Source organism: Thalassovita autumnalis (assembly GCF_001458255.1).
Classification (GTDB): domain Bacteria; phylum Pseudomonadota; class Alphaproteobacteria; order Rhodobacterales; family Rhodobacteraceae; genus Thalassobius; species Thalassobius autumnalis.
The window spans coordinates 57,633-77,769 of the sequence record NZ_CYSB01000039.1 but is presented as its reverse complement, the minus strand read 5'-3'; the positions used below and the strand labels follow the sequence as shown (position 1 = coordinate 77,769).

Below are 20,137 nucleotides of genomic sequence, written 5' to 3'. Positions count from 1 at the left end.
GCTTAAGCGACGTCGAAACGATCCGCCATCATCACCTTGGTCCAAGCGCTGGCAAAATCGCAGGCAAAGCGGCCGGCGGCGTCATCCTGTGCATAGGCTTCGGCCAGTGCGCGCAGCTGCGAGTTTGACCCGAACAGCAGATCCACCGCGGTGCCGGTGTATTTCACAGCGCCCGAGGCATCGCGGCCCTCATAGCTGCCGTCATCGGCCTTGCTCCAGCTCAGGCCCATATCCAGAACCGTGCGGAAGAAGTCCTGCGACAGCACCCCGGGCTGATCGGTGAAGACACCATGCTGGCTGTCCCCAAAGTTGGCGCCCAGCACCCGCAGACCACCGATCAGAACGGTCATTTCAGGTGCGCTGAGGCCTAGCAGCTGCGCCTTGTCCACCAGCTGTTCAGCCGTGTTGGCCTTGGCATTGCGGCTGTAGTTGCGGAAACCGTCGGCAAAGGGCTCCAGCACCTCAAAGCTTTCTGCGTCCGTCTGCTCAGCGGTTGCATCACCCCGGCCTGGCGTGAAGGCCAGCGTCAGGTCTTGACCGCCGGCTTTGGCGGCTGCTTCCACTGCGGCGTTGCCGGCCAGCACGATAAGATCCGCCATGGAAATCGGCTTGCCAAACCCGGCGCGGATGCCTTCCAGCACGTTCAGGACCTTGTTCAGGCTTTCCGGTTCGTTGACCGTCCAGCTGTTTTGCGGGGCCAGACGGATACGTGCACCATTGGCGCCACCGCGCATGTCCGATCCGCGATAGGTCGAGGCAGAGGCCCATGCGGTTTTCACCAGCTCAGACACGCTCAGACCTGATGCCAGCACCTGTTCCTTCAGTGCTGCGATGTCAGCATCGGTCACATCGGTTTCCGACGCCGGGATCGGATCCTGCCAGATCAGTTCCTCTGCCGGCACCTCTGCGCCCAGATAACGCGCACGGGGGCCCATATCGCGGTGGGTCAGTTTGAACCAGGCGCGGGCAAAGGCATCGGCGAACTCTTCCGGGTTCTTGTGGAACCGGCGCGAGATCGGGCCATAGATCGGATCCATGCGCATCGCCATATCGGCGGTGGTCATCATGGTTTTGACCTTCTTTGAGGGATCATGCGCCTGCGGGGCCATGTGATCCTCATCCACGCCAACAGGTTCCCAGATCCAAGCGCCTGAGGGGCTTTTGGTCAGGTTCCAGTCATAGCCGAACAGCAGGTCGAAATAGCCGTTGTCCCATTGGGTGGGATTTGCGGTCCAGGCGCCTTCGATGCCCGATGTGGTGGTGTCATCGCCTTTGCCGGTGCCGTGGCTGTTGATCCAGCCAAAGCCCATGGCCTCCAGCGGGGCGGCTTCGGGATCGGGGCCGACCAGACCGGGATCGCCTGCGCCATGCGCCTTGCCGAAGGTGTGGCCACCGGCAACCAGGGCCACGGTTTCTTCATCGTTCATCGCCATGCGGGCAAAGGTTTCGCGCACGTCGCGGCCTGAGGCCAGAATGTCGGGCTGGCCGTCCGGGCCTTCGGGATTCACGTAGATCAGGCCCATCTGCACGGCGGCCAGCGGGTTGTCCAACTCGCGGTCGCCCGAGTAGCGGCTGTTTTCTTTGTCCGACGTGGCTAGCCATTCGGTTTCCGCACCCCAGTAGATGTCTTCTTCGGGGCCCCAGATGTCTTCGCGACCGCCAGCAAAGCCGAAGGTTTTGAAGCCCATGGATTCCAGCGCGCAGTTGCCCGCCAGAATGTAGAGGTCCGCCCAGCTGAGGCTGTTGCCGTATTTCTGTTTGATCGGCCACAGCAGACGGCGCGCCTTGTCGAGGTTACCGTTGTCCGGCCAGCTGTTCAGCGGTGCAAAACGCTGGCTGCCCGTGCCGGCGCCGCCGCGGCCGTCAAAAGTGCGGTAGGTCCCGGCCGAGTGCCAGGCCATCCGGATGAACAGGCCGCCATAGTGACCGTAATCCGCGGGCCACCAATCCTGACTGTCCGTCATCAGGGCATAGAGGTCTTCTTTCACCGCTTTCAGGTCCAGCGCTTTGAACGCTTCGGCATAGTTGAAATCCCGATCCATCGGGCTGGTGTCAGCACCGTGTTGATGCAGGATCTTGAGGTTCAGCTGGTTCGGCCACCAGTCACGGTTGGAACGGCTGTTGAGGCTGGCGGAGCCATGCATCACCGGGCAGCCGGTGGGTTTGATGTCATTTCCGTCCATTATCAGTCTCCTTGCTGGAATCGCTTTTTGTGAATCTGGCATGGCGGGGCCCGGTCGCAGGCCCCAACCTGTCTTGGGGATTAAGCTAGGGCAGAATCTCAATTAGAAAAAATTGCATTTTCTGATTGCTGCGATAGTTTCAGGTTATGATCAATATTACCCTCCGCCAACTCCGCTATTTTGAGGCCGTGGCGCGGCTGTCTCACTTCGGTCAGGCCGCCGATGCTTGCGCCGTGTCTCAGCCTGCTTTGTCTGTGCAGATCAAAGAGTTGGAAGAGACCCTGGGCGCCAAACTGTTTGAAAGGGGGGCGCGGCAAGTGCGACTGACCCGCTTTGGTGAGGAGTTTGCCGGTCGGGTGCAGCAAATTCTGCGATCGGTGGATGAGCTGGGGGAATTGGCGCGGGCCTCTCAGGACCGTCTGGTGGGGCGGTTGCGCATCGGGGTGATTCCCACGGTGGCGCCCTATCTGTTGCCGCGGGTGGTTGAAGCGCTGGCGCGGGACCATCCGGAAATCGACCTGCGTTTGCGGGAAACCGTGACACCGAAGTTACTGCAAGAATTGAAGGAGGGGGCTTTGGACATCGCCATCGTCGCCCTGCCCATTTCAGAACCTGCCTTCACCGAGGTGCCCCTCTTTGAGGAACAGTTTGTGCTGGTCCGGCCTGAGGCCGACGCGGATCAGCCGGTGCCGGGGCCAGACCGTCTGCGCGAGATGCGGTTGCTGCTGTTGGAGGAGGGGCATTGTTTCCGCGATCAAGCGCTGTCGTTCTGCTCGATCAGCGCATCGGCCCCGCGGGAACTGCTGGATGGCAGTTCGCTGTCGACCTTGGTGCAGATGGTGGGGGCTGGGATTGGGGTGACGCTGATCCCCGATATGGCGGTGCCAGTTGAAACGCGATCCGCCAATGTGGCGGTAGCGCGTTTCCCTGAGCCGCAGCCGAAACGGCAGATCGGCATGATCTGGCGGCGCAGCAATCCCCTGACAAAACAGCTGTCACAGGTGGCTGAGGCGGTGCAAAGCGCCGCCACAGCCCTTGGTTTGGGGCGCGATAACGCGGCTTAACCGGCGCGCTGCAGCATCCCGAACAGATCCCGCGGATCATCCGGGTCTGCCAGCATGTCCAGCATATCAAAGAACTCGGTGCCTTTGATCTTCTCGGCGACATAACGCAGGGCACTGAAATCCTCGATGGCAAAGCCAACGCTGTCAAACAGGGTGATCTGGCGCGGATCCTTGCGGCCCTCGGCTTCGCCCAGCATGACCTGCCACAGCTCGGTCACCGGGTGATCTTCGGCCAGCTGCTGGATTTCCCCTTCGATGCGGGTCTGCGGCGGGTATTCCACAAAGATCTCGGACCGCAGTAGGATGTCCTTGTGCAGCTCCGTCTTACCCGGGCAGTCGCCGCCAATGGCGTTAATGTGCACGCCGCTGCCCACCATGTTGTCGGTCAGGATGGTGGCATATTGTTTGTCGGCGGTGCAGGTGGTGATGATTTCTGCCCCTTCCATCGCCTCTTCGCCGCTTTTGCAGGACACAACGGTCAGGCCGGAATTGGCAAGGTTGCGCGCCGCCTTTTCGGTTGCGGCAGGATCAATGTCATAAAGGCGCACGGTGTCGATGCCGCAGATCGCCTTGAACGCCAGCGCCTGAAATTCGCACTGCGCCCCGTTGCCGATCATCGCCATGGTTTTCGACCCTTTGGGCGCCAGATACTTGCCCACCAGCGCTGAGGTGGCCGCCGTGCGCAGCGCGGTCAGAACGGTCATTTCGGTTAAAAGGATCGGGTAACCGTTGGCCACCGAGGACAGCACGCCAAAGGCGGTCACGGTCTGGAACCCCTCTTTCATGTTCTTCGGGTGACCGTTGACGTATTTGAAACCGTAGTTGTCCGCATCCGCCGTCGGCATCAACTCAATCACACCATCGGTGGAATGGCTGGCGACACGCGGGGTTTTGTCAAACTCGGGCCAACGTTTGAAATCCGCCTCGATGTAGCTGGCCAGTTCGGTCAGCACGGGTTCTGCGCCCATGGCATTGACCAGTTTCATCATGTTTTCAACGGATACGAAGGGCACCAGGGCCTTCTCGGAAGGGGCAATCGTCATGCGGCGAACCTTTCACGGGGTGTTAGATGGATGCCGGCCAGCATGCAGCGGACCGATCCACCGGCAGTTTCAAGTGTGGGGATGCTCAATGGCAAAGCGGTGGCGCTGCGCTCGATGACCGCTTTCTGGTCAGAGCGCAGCGCGTCCCAGGCCCGGGCCGAGAGCGCCAGGAGGCGTGAAGTCCCCGTCAGCTCCAGCGCGTTGCCTGCGAAATGTGTCACCTGATCTACCGTCAGGTTGATGACTTCGCGGGTTTCGCCCAAACGGGCGGCCACTTCGGCGCGGCGGGTGGGATCCTGGATCATGTCGAGGCAGATCAGCGCGTAGTCAGTGCCGATGCCCATCATGACATTGGTGTGGTAGACCGGCAGCCCGTCGGGATCTGCGGCGGCAAAGGCCATCGGTTCGTAATTGAAGTGGGTGCAGAACCGTTCCAGCAGCACCGGATCGGCCCGATTGGACTGCGCCACATAGGCAATCCGGTGCAGGTGATCCAGCACCATCGCGCCGGTGCCCTCCAAGGACAGCCCATCCTGTTCCAGCCCGGAATAGTCAATCACATCCTGCACGCGGTAGTCGGTCTTGAGCAGCTCAATCACATCGCTGCGCCGTTCGCGGCGGCGGTTCTCGGCATGCATCGGGTAAAGCGCAACATGGCCGCCGGCATGGGTGGAAAACCAGTTGTTCGGGAACACGCTGTCGGGCGTGTCCCTGTCACCGTGATCGTCAAAGACATGCACTGTCACACCTGCCGCGCGCAGTTTTGCAACGGCAGCGTCAAACTCGGCCAAGGCCTGCTGAGCATCGACGGTGCCAGCGGTTTGAAACCCGTTGTCCCCCTGCGTTTCAGGGTTTGATCGGAAGGCATGCGGCCGCACCATGACCACCGCGCGCGGGGCCTGCGGATTCATGCGTAGCTCCGGGTCATGCGATCCAGCACGCGGCGGCCAAACAGGCTGGCGGTGAGGTCTGTCATCAGCTTGGCTGTGCGGCCCCGTTCATCGAGGAAGGGGTTCAGCTCCACCAGATCGAGCGAGGTCACAAGGTCACTGTCATGTAGCATTTCCATGATCAGATGGGCCTCACGGAAGGTGGCGCCGCCGGGCACGGTGGTGCCCACCGCCGGGGCGATCGAGGGGTCAAGGAAATCGACGTCGAGGCTGACGTGCAACATGCCGTTTGCCGCCTGTACCTTGGCCAGAAACTCGGTCAGCGGACCCACGATGCCACGCTCATCAATGGCGCGCATGTCGTGTACAGTTAGGCCCAGCTCGGCGATGCGCTGTCGTTCCGCTGGATCGACCGAGCGGATGCCCATCATGCAGATGTTTTTCGGATCCACCGCAGCGGCGACGGGCGGGAACTGATCAAAACCGGGCTGGCCGGTGTAATAGGCCACCGGGGTGCCATGCAGGTTGCCCGATGTGGTGCTGTCCAGCGTGTGCAGGTCGGGGTGGGCGTCCAGCCACAGCACAAACAGCGGACGGCCCTGTTCAGCGGCATGTTTTGCCACCCCGCTGACGGTGCCTGCGGCCATCGAATGATCGCCGCCGATGAAGATCGGGCGGTCGCAGGTCTTGGCCGCCTCATAAGCGGCAGCGGACAGCAGGCGGGTCCATTCGATCATCTCGGCCAGATTTTTCAGTGCCGGGTTTTCATGCGCAACAGGGGCCAGTGGCGGCAGGGTCACATCGCCCAGATCTTCAACCTGCCAACCCAGTTCGGTCAGCGTTTCCGGCAGGCCGGCTGTGCGGAATGCGGCGGGGCCCATCAGGCAACCGGGTTGTGAAGCGCCGGTCTGAACCGGGGCGCCAATGATCTGGCAAAGCGGGGTCATGTCTGCTCCTGAATGAGGGGATGACCTTAGGGTGCTGATCTGATCGAAACAGGTCAGCCAAAAAATTGCGCAAAATGCGCATTCCATTTTTCCAAATGACGGCTTATGTTTCAATTTGACAAATAAGTGAGCGTGAGGAGCCTCATGAGCGACCTATCCACCACCGATCGCCGATTGATTGCTGCACTGCGTGACAACGCCCGCGCCTCGATCACCGAACTGTCGCATATCACCGGTGTCTCACGCACTACGGTGAAGACCCGACTTGATTCCTTGGTGGAGGAGGGGCGGATCAAACGCTTCACCATTGAAACAGATTCAGACCATCACGAACAAGTGCGGGCCATCACGATGGTCGAACTGCAGGGGTCTATGTCCCGCGGGGTGATCCGGACACTGCGCGCGATCCCTGAGGTGACGATGATCTATTCGACAAATGGCGCCTGGGATCTGGTGGTGGAGATTCGTGCCGAAACCCTGCCGCAGTTTGACCGGGTGCTGCGCGAAATCCGCGAGGTGAAGGGGGTCACCAATTCCGAATCGAGTCTGCTGCTGAGCAACGTGACGGTGTGACCGCCGAACGTCAGAGAATCGGCACATCGGCAACGCCCATTGTAGAATGTCTGACAGGGGGCGGATTTTTCTGGTTAACGCGCCCCGGTTGCGCTACGCAACGTTTGCGCTGGGGGGCGTTGAGAAAGGTGATCGTATGATCCGTGTACTTGGTTTCTTTGCCCTCGGGCTATCTGTGTTTGCCACCCAATCCATTGCGGAAGGGCGGACGCAGATCGGCTATGGCCGCCTCATTCAGAATGATTTTATTGGCGACGGACAAGACCGCTGGCGCACAGGGTCGGTTGCTTCCAGCCGTGTCTGGGGCCCAGAAGGCCAAGTCGGCTTGCCCCAGGCTTTTGGTGAACTGCTGGAATTTCGCATCAATGCCGAGATCATTGCGCCGGATAATCTGGTGACACCTGCCGCTGGTGATCGCCCCTATGCGGGCAGCCTCTCTTTTGGTTTGCACACGCATTATGAGCGCAGCAACATCGAATATGCCGTTGGTCTGGATATGGTCCTAACGGGTGAGATGACTTTGCTGGGTGACTTCCAGGGCGCGCTGCATGATCTGCTGGGCGTCGATAAAGCGTCTGACAGCACACTTGCCTCTCAGATCGATAACGCCGTGCACCCGACTGCTGTGATCGAGGTGGGGCGTACGTTTTCGATTGGGGAACAGGTTGAGCTGCGCCCCTTTGTTGAGGCGCGGGCCGGGGTGGAAACCATGTTGCGGGCTGGCGCGGACATCAGTTTTGGCCGGGTCGGCTCGGACGAGCTGCAGGTGCGTGATCCGGTCAGTGGCCAGCGCTACCGGGTGATTCAGAACCCTGAAGAGGGATTCAGTTTTGTGGTCGGTGGGGATATCGCCAAGGTGCGTGACTCCGCCTATCTGCCCGAAGCAGACGGCTACACTGTGAACGACACCCGCAGCCGCCTACGCGCCGGGGTGCATTGGCAGGGTGAAACCACCAACATCTTCTATGGTGTGACCTGGTTGGGCGAAGAGTTCGAAGGCCAGGGTGAGGGCCAGGTCGTTGGCTCCCTTCGGTTGAACCTAAACTTCTGATTCTGCATTCAAAGTGGAGTATCTGCGGCGCGCTCCAGGGCGCGCTGTTGCGTTTCGGCCTTAGTTCTCTCGAAATGATGTGTCGAATTCTTGACGGGGCTTTGCAGTAAGGTCCGGCTCTGCTATGCATCGGGAAAACAAGACATAAAAAACTATAAAAACGTAGGCAGGAAACGAGCATGGGAACGGGCTTTCGCGGCACGTTCGTCATCTCCTGGACACAAACGAAGGTGGACGGCATTGGGGCCGCTCCATTGCATGCGCTGGACGTCGGGACCGCTTGGTCTTGGTCAGGCGATGCGGTGCGAGTGGATGGGCCGAGTGGGCTTTTGCGTTTGGACCAGGCGGATGGCGAGGCCAATTTGCGTCGTAGCGCGGCGCGGATGGTGCGCCGCCTTGTCGGGGCAGCGCAGCAAAACCGAACCGACCTCGCCGGGATCGAGGTCGATGACCCCCTGATGGACAGCAATATCGTGGTGACCGATGGCACCGCGACCTACACTCTGACGCTGATTGAGGTCGGGGCGAGGGCGCAGCCCCTGTTGATGTTCCTGGGCGCGATGCCGCCAAAGGGGCGTGACCTGTGGGTGGTGCATCACACGCTGGATGCGATGCAGGACAACCACATCACCGACAGCAGTGGCGGGGTGATCTGCTTTACCCCCGGCACCCGGATTGAGACGCCCCAGGGCGCTCGGCTGGTGCAGGACCTGCGTGAGGGCGATCTGGTTCAGACCAAGGATAATGGCGCCCAAGAGGTGCTGTGGATCGGCTCGCGCCGGATGACCGGTGCGCGGCTTTTCGCGATGCCCAAGCTGCGTCCGATTCGGATCAGTGCAGGCGCGCTGGGGGTGCATCGCCCGGATCAGGAATTGCTGGTCTCACCCAGCCACCGGATGCTGGTGCGTGGTCAGGTAGCCCGTGCGCTGTTCAACACGCCCGAGGTGCTGGTGGCCGCAAGCGACCTGATCGATGGCAAACGGGTGCGTATCGACAGCCAGCTGAAAGAGGTGACCTATATTCACCTCCTCCTGTCGGATCATCAGATCCTCTGGGCCAATGGGGTTGAAACCGAAAGCTTCCACCCCTCAAATGCGGCGCTGTCGACGTTGGATGACACCGACCGGATGCGGCTTCTGGCGCAATATCCTGAGATTGAGGCCGACCCGCAGAGCTATGGCGGTTACGCGCGGCGGAACCTGTCAAAGTCCGAGGCCGCGATCTTTATGCATGAAGCGGCCTGATTGGGCCGTTTCCCCCAAGTTTTCTTGAAAAACAGCGCTGGGCTGCGTTGACTCTTCGTCGATCGGCAGTATAAGCGCGCTTCATTGGTGTTGGTGGCCCCCGCAAGGGGATTCCTGTCATGTCGCAAGACAAGAGGACAACGCCCTTCATAGCTGCCATGTGGGCAGCGTTCCAAGAAGGAGATCAGCCGTGACTAAGCGTACGTCTGCCAAGTATAAAATTGACCGCCGTATGGGCGAAAACATCTGGGGTCGCCCCAAGTCGCCGGTAAACCGTCGTGAATACGGCCCCGGCCAGCACGGCCAGCGCCGCAAGGGCAAACTGTCCGACTTCGGTATCCAGCTGCGCGCCAAACAGAAGCTGAAAGGCTACTACGGCGACCTGACCGAGAAACAGTTCCGTCGCATCTACGGCGAAGCCGAGCGTGTAAAAGGCGATACCGGTGAAAACCTGATCGGTCTGCTGGAGCGTCGTCTGGACGCCGTTGTCTACCGCGCCAAATTCGTACCGACCGTGTTTGCTGCACGTCAGTTCGTAAACCACGGCCACGTTCTGGTGAACGGCAAGCGTGTGAACATCCCGTCCTACCGCGTTAAAGAAGGCGACGTGATCGAGGTACGTGATCGTTCCAAGCAAATGGTTGCCCTGCTGGAAGCCGTTGCTCTGCCCGAGCGTGACGTTCCGGATTACATCGAAGCCGACCACTCGAAAATGACCGCAACCTTCGTACGCACCCCCGGCCTGTCCGACGTGCCGTACCCGGTTGTTATGGAACCGAACCTGGTGGTTGAATTCTACGCGAAGAACTAATCTTCGCCGATCCACTTCGGAAGTTTTCGGAAAACCCGCCCTTTGTGGCGGGTTTTTCTTTGTTTGTCATAGTATTGCGGTAATTCGATATTTGATTGAAGGGGGCCCCATTGAAAAGCTCATAGTTGCTTCCCATATTGATTGTATACAAAAGTATTCAGAGGGGGATCCGTGCTCGATTTGTTTTTGACACCGGAAATGGCGCCGTTTGCTGTTTCTCTTGGTTTGCTGCTTGGCCTGTTTGTTTTGGAACTTGTGTTCCTGTTGCTGGGTAGCTCGCTGATCACGTCAGAGGCCCCGGACACGGACCTGTCTTTGCCAGAAGCGCCGGATCTTGCTGATCTTGATCTGCCTGAGCTGGGTGCAGATGGTGTCGAACTTGCGGAATACGATATCGCGGATCTGGGCGATGTTTCGGCTGAGGTTGAAGCGGTCGCGCCGGGTTCGGCCGGCCCCCTTGGGTGGCTGGGTATCGGCAAGGCCCCGTTCATTGTCTGGCTGGCAACCTTCCTGTTGGCGTTTGGCCTGAGTGGTGCAGCGCTGCAGATTGCAGCCCTGCGCGGGTTTGGGGCGTTGATGCCAGCCCTTGTTGCTGGGGCGCTGGCCCTGCCAGCTGGGGTACTTTTTGCCCGGACTTTCGCGGCAGGATTTGCCCGGCTTGTGCCGCAAAGCGAAAGCACGGCACTCTCAGAGCGCAGCCTGGGGCGCCGTCGTGGGATTGTGTCACAGGGCACTGCCAAACAGGGCAACCCGGCGCAGGTTCGTGTGCTGGATGGGCACGGGAACTATCACTACCTGCGTGCTGAACCTTTGGACAAAGACGCGGAGATCGCACAGGGCACCGAAGTGCTGGTGCTGCGAAATCTGCGCGATGGCGGCTATCGCATTCTGCCGCTCAGCTGACGGGCCCTCCCGCCCGCAGACCATTCATAACTACTTACATTTGGAGGAAAAATGGAACTTCAATTCCTAATTTTTGTCGTGGGCTTCTCTCTGGTTGCTCTGGTTTTCATCGGCATGGTGTTGAACCGTCTCTACAACCGCGCCACGCGCGAAGTCAGCCTTGTGAAAACAGGGGCCGGCGGGAAAAAAGTGATCATGGACGGCGGTATCTTTGTGATCCCGCTGGTGCATGAGGTGCGCCCGGTCAACATGAAGACCCTGCGCCTGGAAGTGCAGCGCAGCGATGATGGTGCATTGATCACCAAAGATCGGATGCGTGTGGATGTTGGCGTGGAATTCTACGTCTCGGTCAACGCGACGGATGAAGGTATCAGCCGCGCAGCTCAGACCCTGGGTGATCGTACGTTTGACGTCGAACAACTGCGTGAGATGATCGAAGGTAAGCTGGTTGATGGCCTGCGCTCGGTTGCGGCGCGGATGACCATGGATGAACTGCACGAAAATCGCGCCGAGTTTGTGCAGGAGGTGCAAAATGCTGTGTCCGAGGACCTGTTGAAAAACGGGTTGGAGCTGGAGGCGGTTTCGCTGACAGCCCTGGACCAAACGCCGTTTGAAGCGCTGGATGAAAACAACGCCTTTAACGCGGTGGGCATGCGCAAGCTGGCCGAAGTCATTGCAAACTCAAAGAAAGAGCGTGCTGAAATTGATGCTGAGGCCAATGTTGCCGTCCGTCGCGCCGCGATGGAGGCGGAGCGCCAGCGCCTGCTGATCGAACAGGATGAAAAGGCCGCGCAGATCAAGCAAGAGCAGGAGGTTGCCACGTTGCAAGCTGCGCAGCAGGCTGAGGTTGCCGCCCGCCGCGAAGATGCCCAGCGTGAAAGCGAGGCAGCCCGGATCAAACGAGAAGAGGCAATCCGTTCGGCGGAAATTCTGAAGGAAAAAGAGCTGGAGGTCGCGGAACAAGAGCGCCGCATCATCATTGCCAAAAAGTCCGAGGAAGAAAGCCAGGCCCGTGCCTCAGCCGACCAAGCGCGCGCCGAGGCGACCCGTGCGGCAGAACAGGTGGAAACCACCCGGACCGTGGCACAGGCTGAGCGTGAAAAGCAGATCGCTCTGATTGAGGCCCAGCGTGAAGCGGAACGGGAAGCAACCCGCGTGCGTCTGTCTGCCGAGGCTGAGAAGGAGGCCGCGCAGGACCGTGCCGAGGCGCGTCGTGAAGAAGCCAAGGCCGAAGCGGATGCATTGACCATCAAGGCAGAAGCTAAGAAAGCTGACATGCTGGCCGAAGCGGAAGGTCGCCGCGCCATTGTGGATGCTGAAAACTCCATCTCGGCCGAGATTGTCTCGATGAAGGTGGATCTGGCCCGTCTGGAGGCCCTGCCGGGCATCGTGGCGGAAATGGTCAAACCAGCGGAGAAGATCGATTCGATCAAGATCCATCAGGTTGGTGGCGTTTTTGGCGGCGGCGCAACTGGGCCGGGTGAAGGCGCGGCAGGTGATAAGCCGGTGGTCAATCAGGCGCTTGATTCGATCATGGGCATGGCCGTCCAGATGCCTGCGCTGAAAGCCTTGGGTGAAGAGCTGGGCGTCTCAATGGAAGATGGCGTCGCCGGTTTGGTCGAAGGCGCTGTGAAGGCCCCAAAGACAAATCCCAAGCCGAAACAGGAGGTTCTGGCTGAAGAACACGCGGCCGAATGATCTGAGGCCACAGAAACCCGCCTTTCGAGGCGGGTTTTCTTTGTCTGAGTCTAGAGCGGTAGCGGGCGGCCTTCGGCGATGGCTTCCATCGCGAAGTATGAGGTGACCGAGTCGAGATCGACGCCTTCGATCAGGCGGCGGTAGACGGCGTCATAGCTGGCCATGTCTTCGGTCACGACCTTCAGCTGATAATCATAGTCGCCGCTGATGCGGTGAAAATCGACGATCTCAGGGATGGTCAGCACGTGGCGGCGGAACTCATCCAGCCACTTGGCCGAATGGTGCCGGGTGCGCAGCAGTACAAAGACCACCAGATCCAGTCCAAGCTTCTGCCGGTCAATCCGGGCCGTGGATCCCTGCAGAACGCCGTTTTCGTTAAGTGCCTTCAACCGCCGCCAGCAGGCATTTTGCGAAAGGCCCACACGTTCCGCCAGTTCCCGCTGCGACAGGGCGCCATCCTGTTGCAATGCGGCGAGGAGGCGTTTGTCAATTTGATCCATAATTTTCCTCATGAGCGATCAAATGACAACATATCAGCGCTATCGGCGCAAAGATAGGGGAGGTTTCCTTAGCATCATTCGCTCACACTGGCAGGACAACAATAAGGGGCCTCCGTTATGACACTCAGCTTGTTCCGTCAGATGATCGAAACCGCCAAAGAGGATGGCAGCCTGTATCAGGGCGTCATCGGTGAAGGTGCGATGATTCCTGGGATTTATGGTGATGTGTCGCTGACCTACGCCGATTACGTCGCCTCAGGCCGGGCGATGCGGCAGGTCGAAACCTATGTGCAGGAACACGTCCTGCCCTTTTATGCCAACAGCCACACCGAAAGCTCCTTCACCGGGGCGCATATGACGGCGCTGCGCAATGCAGCACGGGCTGAGATCGGCCAGATCTGCGGCGCCGGTCCGCAGGATGCGGTGATCTTTGCGGGCTCCGGGGCGACGGCCGGGATCAACCGTCTGATTGCCCTTTTTGGGGTTGCTGAGGCGCAGGATCCGGTGGTGCTGATCGGTCCTTATGAACATCACTCAAACATCCTGCCCTGGCGCGAAACCAAGGCGCGGATCATTGAGATCCCCGAGGCCGAAACCGGCGGCCCCTGCATGGCGATGCTGGAACAGGTGCTGGTTGAGGTAAAGGACAGCGATCTGGTGATCGGCAGCTTCTCCGCCGCCTCGAACGTGACGGGTATCGTGACGGATACGGCGGCGGTCACCCGCTTGCTGAAATCCCATGGCGCCCTGTCGGTTTGGGATTATGCCGGTGGTGGCCCCTACCTGCCGATCGATATGATGTCGGGCACCGATGCCCAGAAAGATGCCATTGTGGTCAGCCCGCACAAGTTCCCCGGTGGACCGGGGGCGTCGGGCCTGCTGATCGTCAACAAGGACGCCGTCACCACACAGAAGCCCAGCTGGCCGGGCGGGGGCACTGTGACCTACGTGTCCTCCTGGGGGCATGACTATTCGCAGAACCTTGAGGCGCGCGAAGAGGCGGGCACGCCAAACATCATCGGTGACATCCGCGCGGCGCTGGCCTTCATCGTGAAAGACGTGATCGGCACCGAAGAAATCGCACGCCGTGAGGCGCGATATGCGGCCATCGGGCTGGAAGGTTGGAAGGACAACCCCCGTATTCAGCTTCTGGGCACGCAGGTTGAACATCGCTTGCCGATTTTTTCCTTCCTTGTGCGGGACGATCAGATGGCGGTGGTCAGCCCGCTGCTGTACACCATGATGCTCAGCGATATTCACGGCGTTCAGGTGCGCGGCGGCTGTTCCTGTGCCGGGCCGTATGGCCATCGTTTGCTGGGGATTGGCGAAGAAATGTCACATCAGATGCGTGATAGCATCCGGGCGGGGGACACCCGTGAGAAACCGGGCTGGGTGCGGTTGAATTTCTCCTACATGATGGATGAAGAGACCGTGCACCGCATCGTGAAGGCGGTAAATGACCTCAGCTTGGGTCTGGGCGATCACATCGGCCACTACCGTATTGATGCACAAACGGGACAGCCTTCGCGTGTTGTGAAGGCCGCGTGATCTTGTCGCTTTTCCTCTTGGGGGGGGGGCGGTATTAGGGGGCGACGAAGGAGTCCCGTTATGACCAAGATCACGCCACAGCCAGGCATCATGGAAATCGCCCTCTACCAAGGTGGTGCGGCCCATGTGGTTGGCGTCACCGATGTGGTAAAGCTCAGCTCGAACGAAAACCCGTTCGGGCCCAGCCCCAAAGCGACTGACGCGCTGCGCAAGGCGGGGCTGGACCTGCATCGGTATCCGGGCACCGATCACGCCGGGCTGCGCAAAGCCATTGGTGAGGTCTACGGGCTGGATCCTGAAAACATCATCTGCGGCGTTGGATCGGATGAGGTGTTGCAGTTCATCGCGCAGTCCTTTGCCGGACCCGGGGATGAGGTGATCTATACCGAACACGGGTTTTCCATGTATCCGATCCTGGCCCATGCCTGTGGCGCCAAGCCGGTCAAGGTGGATGAAACCGACCGTGTGGTGGATGTGGACAAGATCCTGGCCGCCTGCACCGACAAAACCCGTATCGTTTTCATTGCCAACCCGGCCAACCCGACCGGCACAATGATCCCGATGGAGGATTGCAAGCGCTTGGCCGAAGGGTTGCCGCCACAGGCCATTTTGGTGCTGGACGGCGCCTATGCCGAATTTGTTGAGGGCTATGATGGCGGCGCGGGCATGGTGGAAAGCCGTGACAACGTGATCATGACGCGCACCTTTTCCAAGATCTTTGGTCTGGGCGGGCTGCGGGTTGGTTGGGGCTATGCCCCCAAAGAGCTGATCGATGTTCTGAACCGGGTGCGTCAGCCGTTCAACCTGAACAATCTGCAGCTGCAGGTCGCTGAGGCAGCGCTGCGCGATCGCGAATACACTGTAAAATGCCGGCTTGAAAATGCCCGCATGCGCAGCTGGCTGATCGAGGCGCTGGCTGGCCATGGAGTGCAGGCGGACGAGTCGTTCACAAACTTCATTCTGGCCCGCTTTGCGGATGAGAAAGAGGCAAACGCCGCCGACGCCTATTTGAAATCGCAGGGTCTGATCGTGCGCAAAGTGGCGGGCTACGGCCTGCCCAACTGCCTGCGGATCACTGTCGGGGATGAGCCGTCCTGCCGCCGCGTGGCCCATGCCATCGGCCAGTTCAAGGAGGGCGCGGCGTGAGCGTGATCTACAACCGTGTTGCCTTGATCGGCTTGGGGTTGATTGCCTCGTCCATGTATTGGGCGATGAAACGCGCAGGCGTGGCGGCTGAGGTTTCGGGCTATGCGCGTTCGGAACAGACACGCGACACCGCGCGGCGCATTGGCCTATGTGATCAGGTTTGCGACAGCGCGATTGAGGCGGTGAAAGACGCTGATCTGGTGGTGCTCTGCGTGCCGGTTGGCGCCATGGGGCGCATTGCTGAAGAGATTTCACCGCATCTGAAACCCGGCTGCACCGTCAGCGACGTGGGATCGGTGAAGAAATCGGTGATTGAAGCGATTGAACCGCATCTGCCGCAAGGTGTGCATTTCGTGCCCGCCCACCCGATGGCCGGGACCGAGCATTCGGGGCCAGAATCCGGCTTTGACACGTTGTTTGACAATCGCTGGTGCCTGATCGTGCCCAATGGCGCGGATGAGGGGGCAACCCAGCAGCTGGAGGCCTATTGGCAAGCCCTGGGCGCCAACTGCGAACGGATGGAGGTTGGTCACCACGATCAGGTCTGCGCCGTGGTCAGCCATATCCCGCACCTGATCGCCTACACGATGGTGGGTGTGGCGGATGATCTGCGCCGGGTGTCTGAGCGCGAAGTCATCAAGTTTTCGGCCGCAGGCTTTCGTGATTTCACCCGGATTGCGGCCTCGGACCCGACCATGTGGCGCGATGTTTTCCTGACCAACAAAGACGCGACACTGGAAATCCTTGGCCGTTTTACCGAAGAGCTGTTTGCCTTGCAGCGTTCAATCCGGACGGGTGACGGCGATCAGCTGTTTGATTACTTCACCCGCACCCGTGAGATTCGTCGCGGCATTATCGAAGCGGGCCAAGATACCGAAGCGCCCGATTTCGGGCGTGGTGTGCCGCAGTCATGAGGGGCATGCTGGCGATACTTGGGCTGATCATGGCCACAACAAGCGCCAGCGCCAAACCCGTGGACGAAAGCCTGCGGCCGGTGGCCCGACCGGGATCGGTTGCCATCCTGCAGCCCAAGACCGCCGGACTGTCCCGCAGCCTGCGCCCGGTGGCGCGGCCTGCTGCAGCCGTCGCGGCCTCGACGGCAGTCACCCAAGCCAAAGCGGCCAAACGCTTGCCCAAGCGCGGTTCGGTCTGTCGTGATCGCAGCCTGCGCGGCGAAGAGGTTGGCCGGGTGCCCGGTAAACTGTCCGGCTGTGGTGTGAAAGATGCGATCCGTCTGCGCGAGGTGGCAGGGGTGACGCTCAGCCAGCCCTCGATCATGGATTGCACAACAGCCAAAGCGTTGAAAAGCTGGATTGAGAAGGGGCTGAAGCCTGCGGTCGGGCGCACCAGGGGCGGGGTCAAAGGGCTGCGCGTAGCAGCGCATTATTCCTGCCGCACCCGCAACAACCGCAAAGGCGCCAAAATCTCGGAGCACGGCAAAGGTAAAGCGATCGATATCAGCGCCATTTTCCTTGAAGACGGCTCAACGATCACCGTGCTGCAGGGCTGGAACCAACGGCGAGAGGGAAAAATCCTACGCAAGGCCCATCGGGCCGCTTGTGGCCCCTTTGGCACCGTTCTGGGGCCGGAAAGTGACCGGTTCCACAAGGATCACTTCCACTTTGACACCGCGCGCCATCGAGGCGGCAGCTATTGCCGGTAACGCCGCTTAGCGCAGGGTGAAATTGGGGGCAGGGCCCAGCGGGATCGGCCCGAAGTAAAGCGTTTCACCGGAAAAGGTCAGGGGCAGGTCCAGCGTGTTTGGATTGCCCGACATGCCGGCCACCATCTGCAGCCCCCCCGTCAGCGTTTCCGCCCAGCCGTCTGGCAGCACGCCCGCCGCAACGGCCATTTGCACAATCTCCCGCCAGTTGCGGGCTTTGACGGTCAGTTTGCCCTCGGCCCAGCCTTGGGTATCGATCACCAGATCACCGGCCAAAGCCAATTCCAATTCACCCCATTTCGCCTCGGCCAGATTGACGTTCAGCGCCTGCGGCTGCGGCCGGGCATCTTCCAAGGCATGGCGATCCCAAGCGGCATCAAATTGCATGGTGATGTCAGCGGAAAAGGCCGAAAGCGTGCGCGGCAGTTTCCCCGTCTGATCGACCAGCGCGCGGAAGGCGCGGGCCGGGGCCAGATCTTGCGCGGTCAGCGCAAACCGGTAGAGGTTCTCGCCCTCATGGACCAGACCTGCGCGGAACGCCGTCATATTGGTGCCATCGCCCGAAGGGCCGGTGATCTGCAGCGTGTCAGCCGCCAGATTAGTCCGGGCCAGCGCCAGCGCGGTGCCTTCGGTCACGACCGAGGCCTGCATCTGCGCGCTGCTGATGTCATATTTGGCAAAAGGCGTGGCCAGCAGCTGCTCATTCGGCCAGGTGGCGATGATGTGATTGGGCTTATAGGACAGCGCAAAGATCTGGAAAAACGGCGCCTCCCAGGCCCAGCCACTGTTTGGGTCCGCCAGCGCAATATCGCTGAGCGTGGTGTCAAACCGATTGGGGAAACCGCGCACTCTCAGATCTGAGGTTTCGGCCACCCAGCCCTCAACCCGACGGGCGTCAAACCATGCCTCAAATCCGGCCTGAACACTGCGGGCACCGATGAACCAATAGGCCCCCCATAGGGTGGCGGCAGCAACAATGAGGATCAGCAGACGTTTCACGGGGCTGGGGCCTTTCCTAACCGGGGTGAGTGGTGTTTACAGGGGCAAAGGAAAAAGGGCCAGTAACATGACGATGTGGGTGTTTGGATATGGATCACTGCTGTGGAACCCCGGGTTTGCCCCGGCGGCGCAGTCCTTGGCATCACTGCCGGAATATCACCGCAGCTTCTGCATGCGCTCCATCCACCATCGCGGTACCGAAGAAAAACCGGGGCTGGTCTTGGCGCTGGATGAGTTGACCGGCGCCTCCTGTGACGGTCTGGCCTTTGCGGTGAAAGCGGGGGAAGAGGCCAAGGTCCTTGATTACCTGCGCGAACGTGAATTAGTCAGCTCCGCCTATCTGGAAAAGGTGCTGGAGGTCGATCTGGCCGATGGCCGCCGGGTGGAGGCGGTGACCTATGTGATCGACCCCGATCATGTGCAGTATTGCGGCGGTCTGGAGCTGGAAGAACAGGCCCATATCATTGCGCATGCGGTCGGCGGCCGTGGCCCGAACCCGGAATATTTGTTCAATACCTCCGCGCATTTGCACGAATTGGGCATTCAGGACGCAGAGCTGGACTGGCTGACGGAACGTGTGCGTGGCTTGATCGCATAAGTCCTTGGCTTGCTGATGGCTTCGGCATAGAGTTTGGCCAAGGAATAACAAGTCGGGATCTGTCCGGATGGTACAGACAGACCATGAGGTCGAGCCGCAATTCTCACCGCCCGTGCGCCAGATCATTTCGATGGTTCTGGTCCTTGGGTTGTCGGCGGGTGTGGTGTTTCTGGCGCTACCGCGCATCTTGCCCGTGTTTGAGGCCAACCCCTATCTAAACGGGTTCATTCTGTTCGTCTTTGGCGTCGGGGTGCTGTCCTGTTTCTGGCAGGTGGCGCAGCTGTTCAATTCGGTGCGCTGGATCGAAGGCTTCGTTTCAGAGCGTGAGCAGTTGGAACATCGCCGTGCGCCGCGGCTGCTGGCGCCTCTGGCGGCGCTTTTGGGTAAACACTCGGCCCGGATGGAAATTAACGCAAGCTCGACCAGCTCAATCCTCGATTCCGTGGCGACCCGGATCGATGAGGCGCGTGAGATCACCCGGTACATCGTTAACCTGCTGATCTTCCTTGGTCTTCTGGGCACGTTTTATGGTCTGGCCACCACCGTTCCGGCGCTGGTTGATACCATTCGCGGTCTGGCCCCGGCTGAAGGCGAAAGCGGTGTGGAGGTATTTGGCCGCCTGATGAGCGGTCTGGATCAACAGCTTTCGGGCATGGGCGTTGCCTTTGGCTCCTCCCTTTTGGGGCTGGCAGGATCTTTGGTTGTGGGCCTGTTGGAACTGTTCGCCGGTCACGGCCAGAACCGGTTCTACCGCGAGCTGGAGGAATGGCTGTCCACGATCACGCGCGTGACTTTCTCATCGGGTGAGGGCGAAACCTCGGGCGAATATGGCGCGGCGGTGCAGATTTTGGATCACATGCTGGAACAGATGGACCGGATGCGGCAAATGTTTGAGCAGTCAGAGGCCGGGCGCAGCCAGGTGGATGCGCAGCTTGGCGCGCTGGCTCATTCGATTGAACGGCTGACCGATCGCATGGCCGATGACCGTTCGGTGAACTCCGCCTTGGAACGGGTCGCGGACGGGCAGGAGAAGATGGTTGAAACCCTCAGCCAGACCGCTGGTGAAGGGATGGATGCCGAAAGCCGGATGCGCCTGCGGTCGATTGATGTGCAGCTGCTGCGGATCTTGGAAGAAATCAGCGCGGGCCGGCAGGAAACCATGGCCGAATTGCGGATGGATATCGCCTCGCTCACCCGTCTGGTGGCGCAGGGCCGCATCGCCGAACATGATCAACCTAACCTGCGCAGCCCCCGCATTAAGGGCAAGGAGGGCTAA

At 60.2% G+C, this 20,137-nt stretch carries 19 protein-coding genes; 13 read left to right on the top strand and 6 right to left on the bottom strand.

Translation table 11 applies throughout. From position 1 onward, the window contains the following. Positions 1-2 precede the first annotated feature (2 nt). Positions 3-2,183, bottom strand: coding sequence for a catalase/peroxidase HPI (gene katG, locus TL5118_RS16210; protein ID WP_058245362.1), 2,181 nt, complete (start codon positions 2,181-2,183; stop codon positions 3-5). A gap of 146 nt (positions 2,184-2,329) precedes the next feature. Between katG and TL5118_RS16205 the strand changes: the two genes are divergently transcribed. Continuing rightward, the gene (locus TL5118_RS16205; protein ID WP_058245361.1) at positions 2,330-3,247 is read left to right on the top strand and encodes a hydrogen peroxide-inducible genes activator; all 918 of its coding nucleotides are present in this window, start codon (positions 2,330-2,332) and stop codon (positions 3,245-3,247) included. On the opposite strand, the gene ocd is transcribed toward TL5118_RS16205, so the two are convergent. Genes ocd through rocF form a run of 3 tightly spaced genes read right to left on the bottom strand, consistent with a single transcriptional unit; the run spans position 3,244 to position 6,127 of the window. Continuing rightward, positions 3,244-4,290, bottom strand: coding sequence for an ornithine cyclodeaminase (ocd, locus tag TL5118_RS16200; protein ID WP_058245360.1), 1,047 nt, complete (start codon positions 4,288-4,290; stop codon positions 3,244-3,246). The genes TL5118_RS16205 and ocd overlap by 4 nt on opposite strands. Next, positions 4,287-5,201: a citrulline utilization hydrolase CtlX gene (gene ctlX, locus TL5118_RS16195; RefSeq protein WP_058245359.1), complete on the bottom strand. Its 915-nt coding sequence runs from the start codon at positions 5,199-5,201 to the stop codon at positions 4,287-4,289. The genes ocd and ctlX overlap by 4 nt, the downstream gene beginning before the upstream one ends. After that, positions 5,198-6,127 (bottom strand): arginase, encoded by a 930-nt coding sequence (gene rocF, locus TL5118_RS16190; RefSeq protein ID WP_058245358.1) that lies wholly within the window; start codon positions 6,125-6,127, stop codon positions 5,198-5,200. The genes ctlX and rocF overlap by 4 nt, the downstream gene beginning before the upstream one ends. Before the next feature lie 144 nt (positions 6,128-6,271). Here rocF and TL5118_RS16185 point away from each other — a divergent pair, with 144 nt between their 5' ends. From TL5118_RS16185 to TL5118_RS16160, 6 genes are all read left to right on the top strand, one after another. Next, positions 6,272-6,700 carry an Lrp/AsnC family transcriptional regulator gene (locus tag TL5118_RS16185; RefSeq protein ID WP_058245357.1) on the top strand — a complete coding sequence of 143 codons (429 nt, stop codon included), beginning with the start codon at positions 6,272-6,274 and terminating at the stop codon, positions 6,698-6,700. Between the two features lie 136 nt (positions 6,701-6,836). Continuing rightward, entirely contained in the window at positions 6,837-7,751 is a 915-nt protein-coding gene (locus TL5118_RS16180) for a lipid A-modifier LpxR family protein (protein ID WP_058245454.1), read from the top strand. Between the two features lie 179 nt (positions 7,752-7,930). After that, a complete protein-coding gene (locus TL5118_RS16175) occupies positions 7,931-8,995 on the top strand; it encodes a Hint domain-containing protein (protein WP_058245356.1) in 1,065 nt (354 codons plus the stop codon). Between the two features lie 190 nt (positions 8,996-9,185). Further along, positions 9,186-9,806 carry a 30S ribosomal protein S4 gene (gene rpsD / locus TL5118_RS16170; RefSeq protein WP_058245355.1) on the top strand — a complete coding sequence of 207 codons (621 nt, stop codon included), beginning with the start codon at positions 9,186-9,188 and terminating at the stop codon, positions 9,804-9,806. A 171-nt stretch (positions 9,807-9,977) separates the two neighbouring features. Beyond that, entirely contained in the window at positions 9,978-10,709 is a 732-nt protein-coding gene (locus tag TL5118_RS16165; RefSeq protein WP_242601803.1) for an OB-fold-containig protein, read from the top strand. 51 nt (positions 10,710-10,760) lie between these two features. Then, positions 10,761-12,407 (top strand): flotillin family protein, encoded by a 1,647-nt coding sequence (locus TL5118_RS16160; RefSeq protein WP_058245354.1) that lies wholly within the window; start codon positions 10,761-10,763, stop codon positions 12,405-12,407. Between the two features lie 50 nt (positions 12,408-12,457). Here TL5118_RS16160 and TL5118_RS16155 read toward each other — a convergent pair whose 3' ends face one another. Beyond that, complete coding sequence (locus TL5118_RS16155; RefSeq protein WP_058245353.1) at positions 12,458-12,919, bottom strand: Lrp/AsnC family transcriptional regulator; 462 nt, start codon at positions 12,917-12,919, stop codon at positions 12,458-12,460. 105 nt (positions 12,920-13,024) lie between these two features. On the opposite strand from TL5118_RS16155, the gene TL5118_RS16150 reads away from it, so the two are divergent. From TL5118_RS16150 to TL5118_RS16135, 4 genes are read left to right on the top strand one after another with little or no spacing between them, the layout of a single operon-like run. After that, the gene (locus TL5118_RS16150) at positions 13,025-14,455 is read left to right on the top strand and encodes an aminotransferase class V-fold PLP-dependent enzyme (protein WP_058245352.1); all 1,431 of its coding nucleotides are present in this window, start codon (positions 13,025-13,027) and stop codon (positions 14,453-14,455) included. 60 nt (positions 14,456-14,515) lie between these two features. Then, on the top strand, positions 14,516-15,601 hold the full coding sequence (hisC, locus tag TL5118_RS16145; protein WP_058245351.1) for a histidinol-phosphate transaminase: 1,086 nt from the start codon (positions 14,516-14,518) through the stop codon (positions 15,599-15,601). Positions 15,602-15,603: 2 nt separating this feature from the next. Further along, positions 15,604-16,515: a prephenate/arogenate dehydrogenase family protein gene (locus tag TL5118_RS16140; protein ID WP_058245452.1), complete on the top strand. Its 912-nt coding sequence runs from the start codon at positions 15,604-15,606 to the stop codon at positions 16,513-16,515. Between the two features lie 29 nt (positions 16,516-16,544). Continuing rightward, on the top strand, positions 16,545-17,264 hold the full coding sequence (locus TL5118_RS16135) for an extensin-like domain-containing protein (RefSeq protein WP_306345438.1): 720 nt from the start codon (positions 16,545-16,547) through the stop codon (positions 17,262-17,264). A 6-nt stretch (positions 17,265-17,270) separates the two neighbouring features. Here TL5118_RS16135 and TL5118_RS16130 read toward each other — a convergent pair whose 3' ends face one another. Further along, positions 17,271-18,263: a DUF2125 domain-containing protein gene (locus TL5118_RS16130; protein WP_058245349.1), complete on the bottom strand. Its 993-nt coding sequence runs from the start codon at positions 18,261-18,263 to the stop codon at positions 17,271-17,273. A gap of 67 nt (positions 18,264-18,330) precedes the next feature. Between TL5118_RS16130 and TL5118_RS16125 the strand changes: the two genes are divergently transcribed. Both TL5118_RS16125 and TL5118_RS16120 read left to right on the top strand, forming a co-directional pair. Further along, a complete protein-coding gene (locus TL5118_RS16125; RefSeq protein WP_058245348.1) occupies positions 18,331-18,861 on the top strand; it encodes a gamma-glutamylcyclotransferase in 531 nt (176 codons plus the stop codon). 67 nt (positions 18,862-18,928) lie between these two features. Beyond that, positions 18,929-20,137 carry a hypothetical protein gene (locus TL5118_RS16120; protein ID WP_058245347.1) on the top strand — a complete coding sequence of 403 codons (1,209 nt, stop codon included), beginning with the start codon at positions 18,929-18,931 and terminating at the stop codon, positions 20,135-20,137.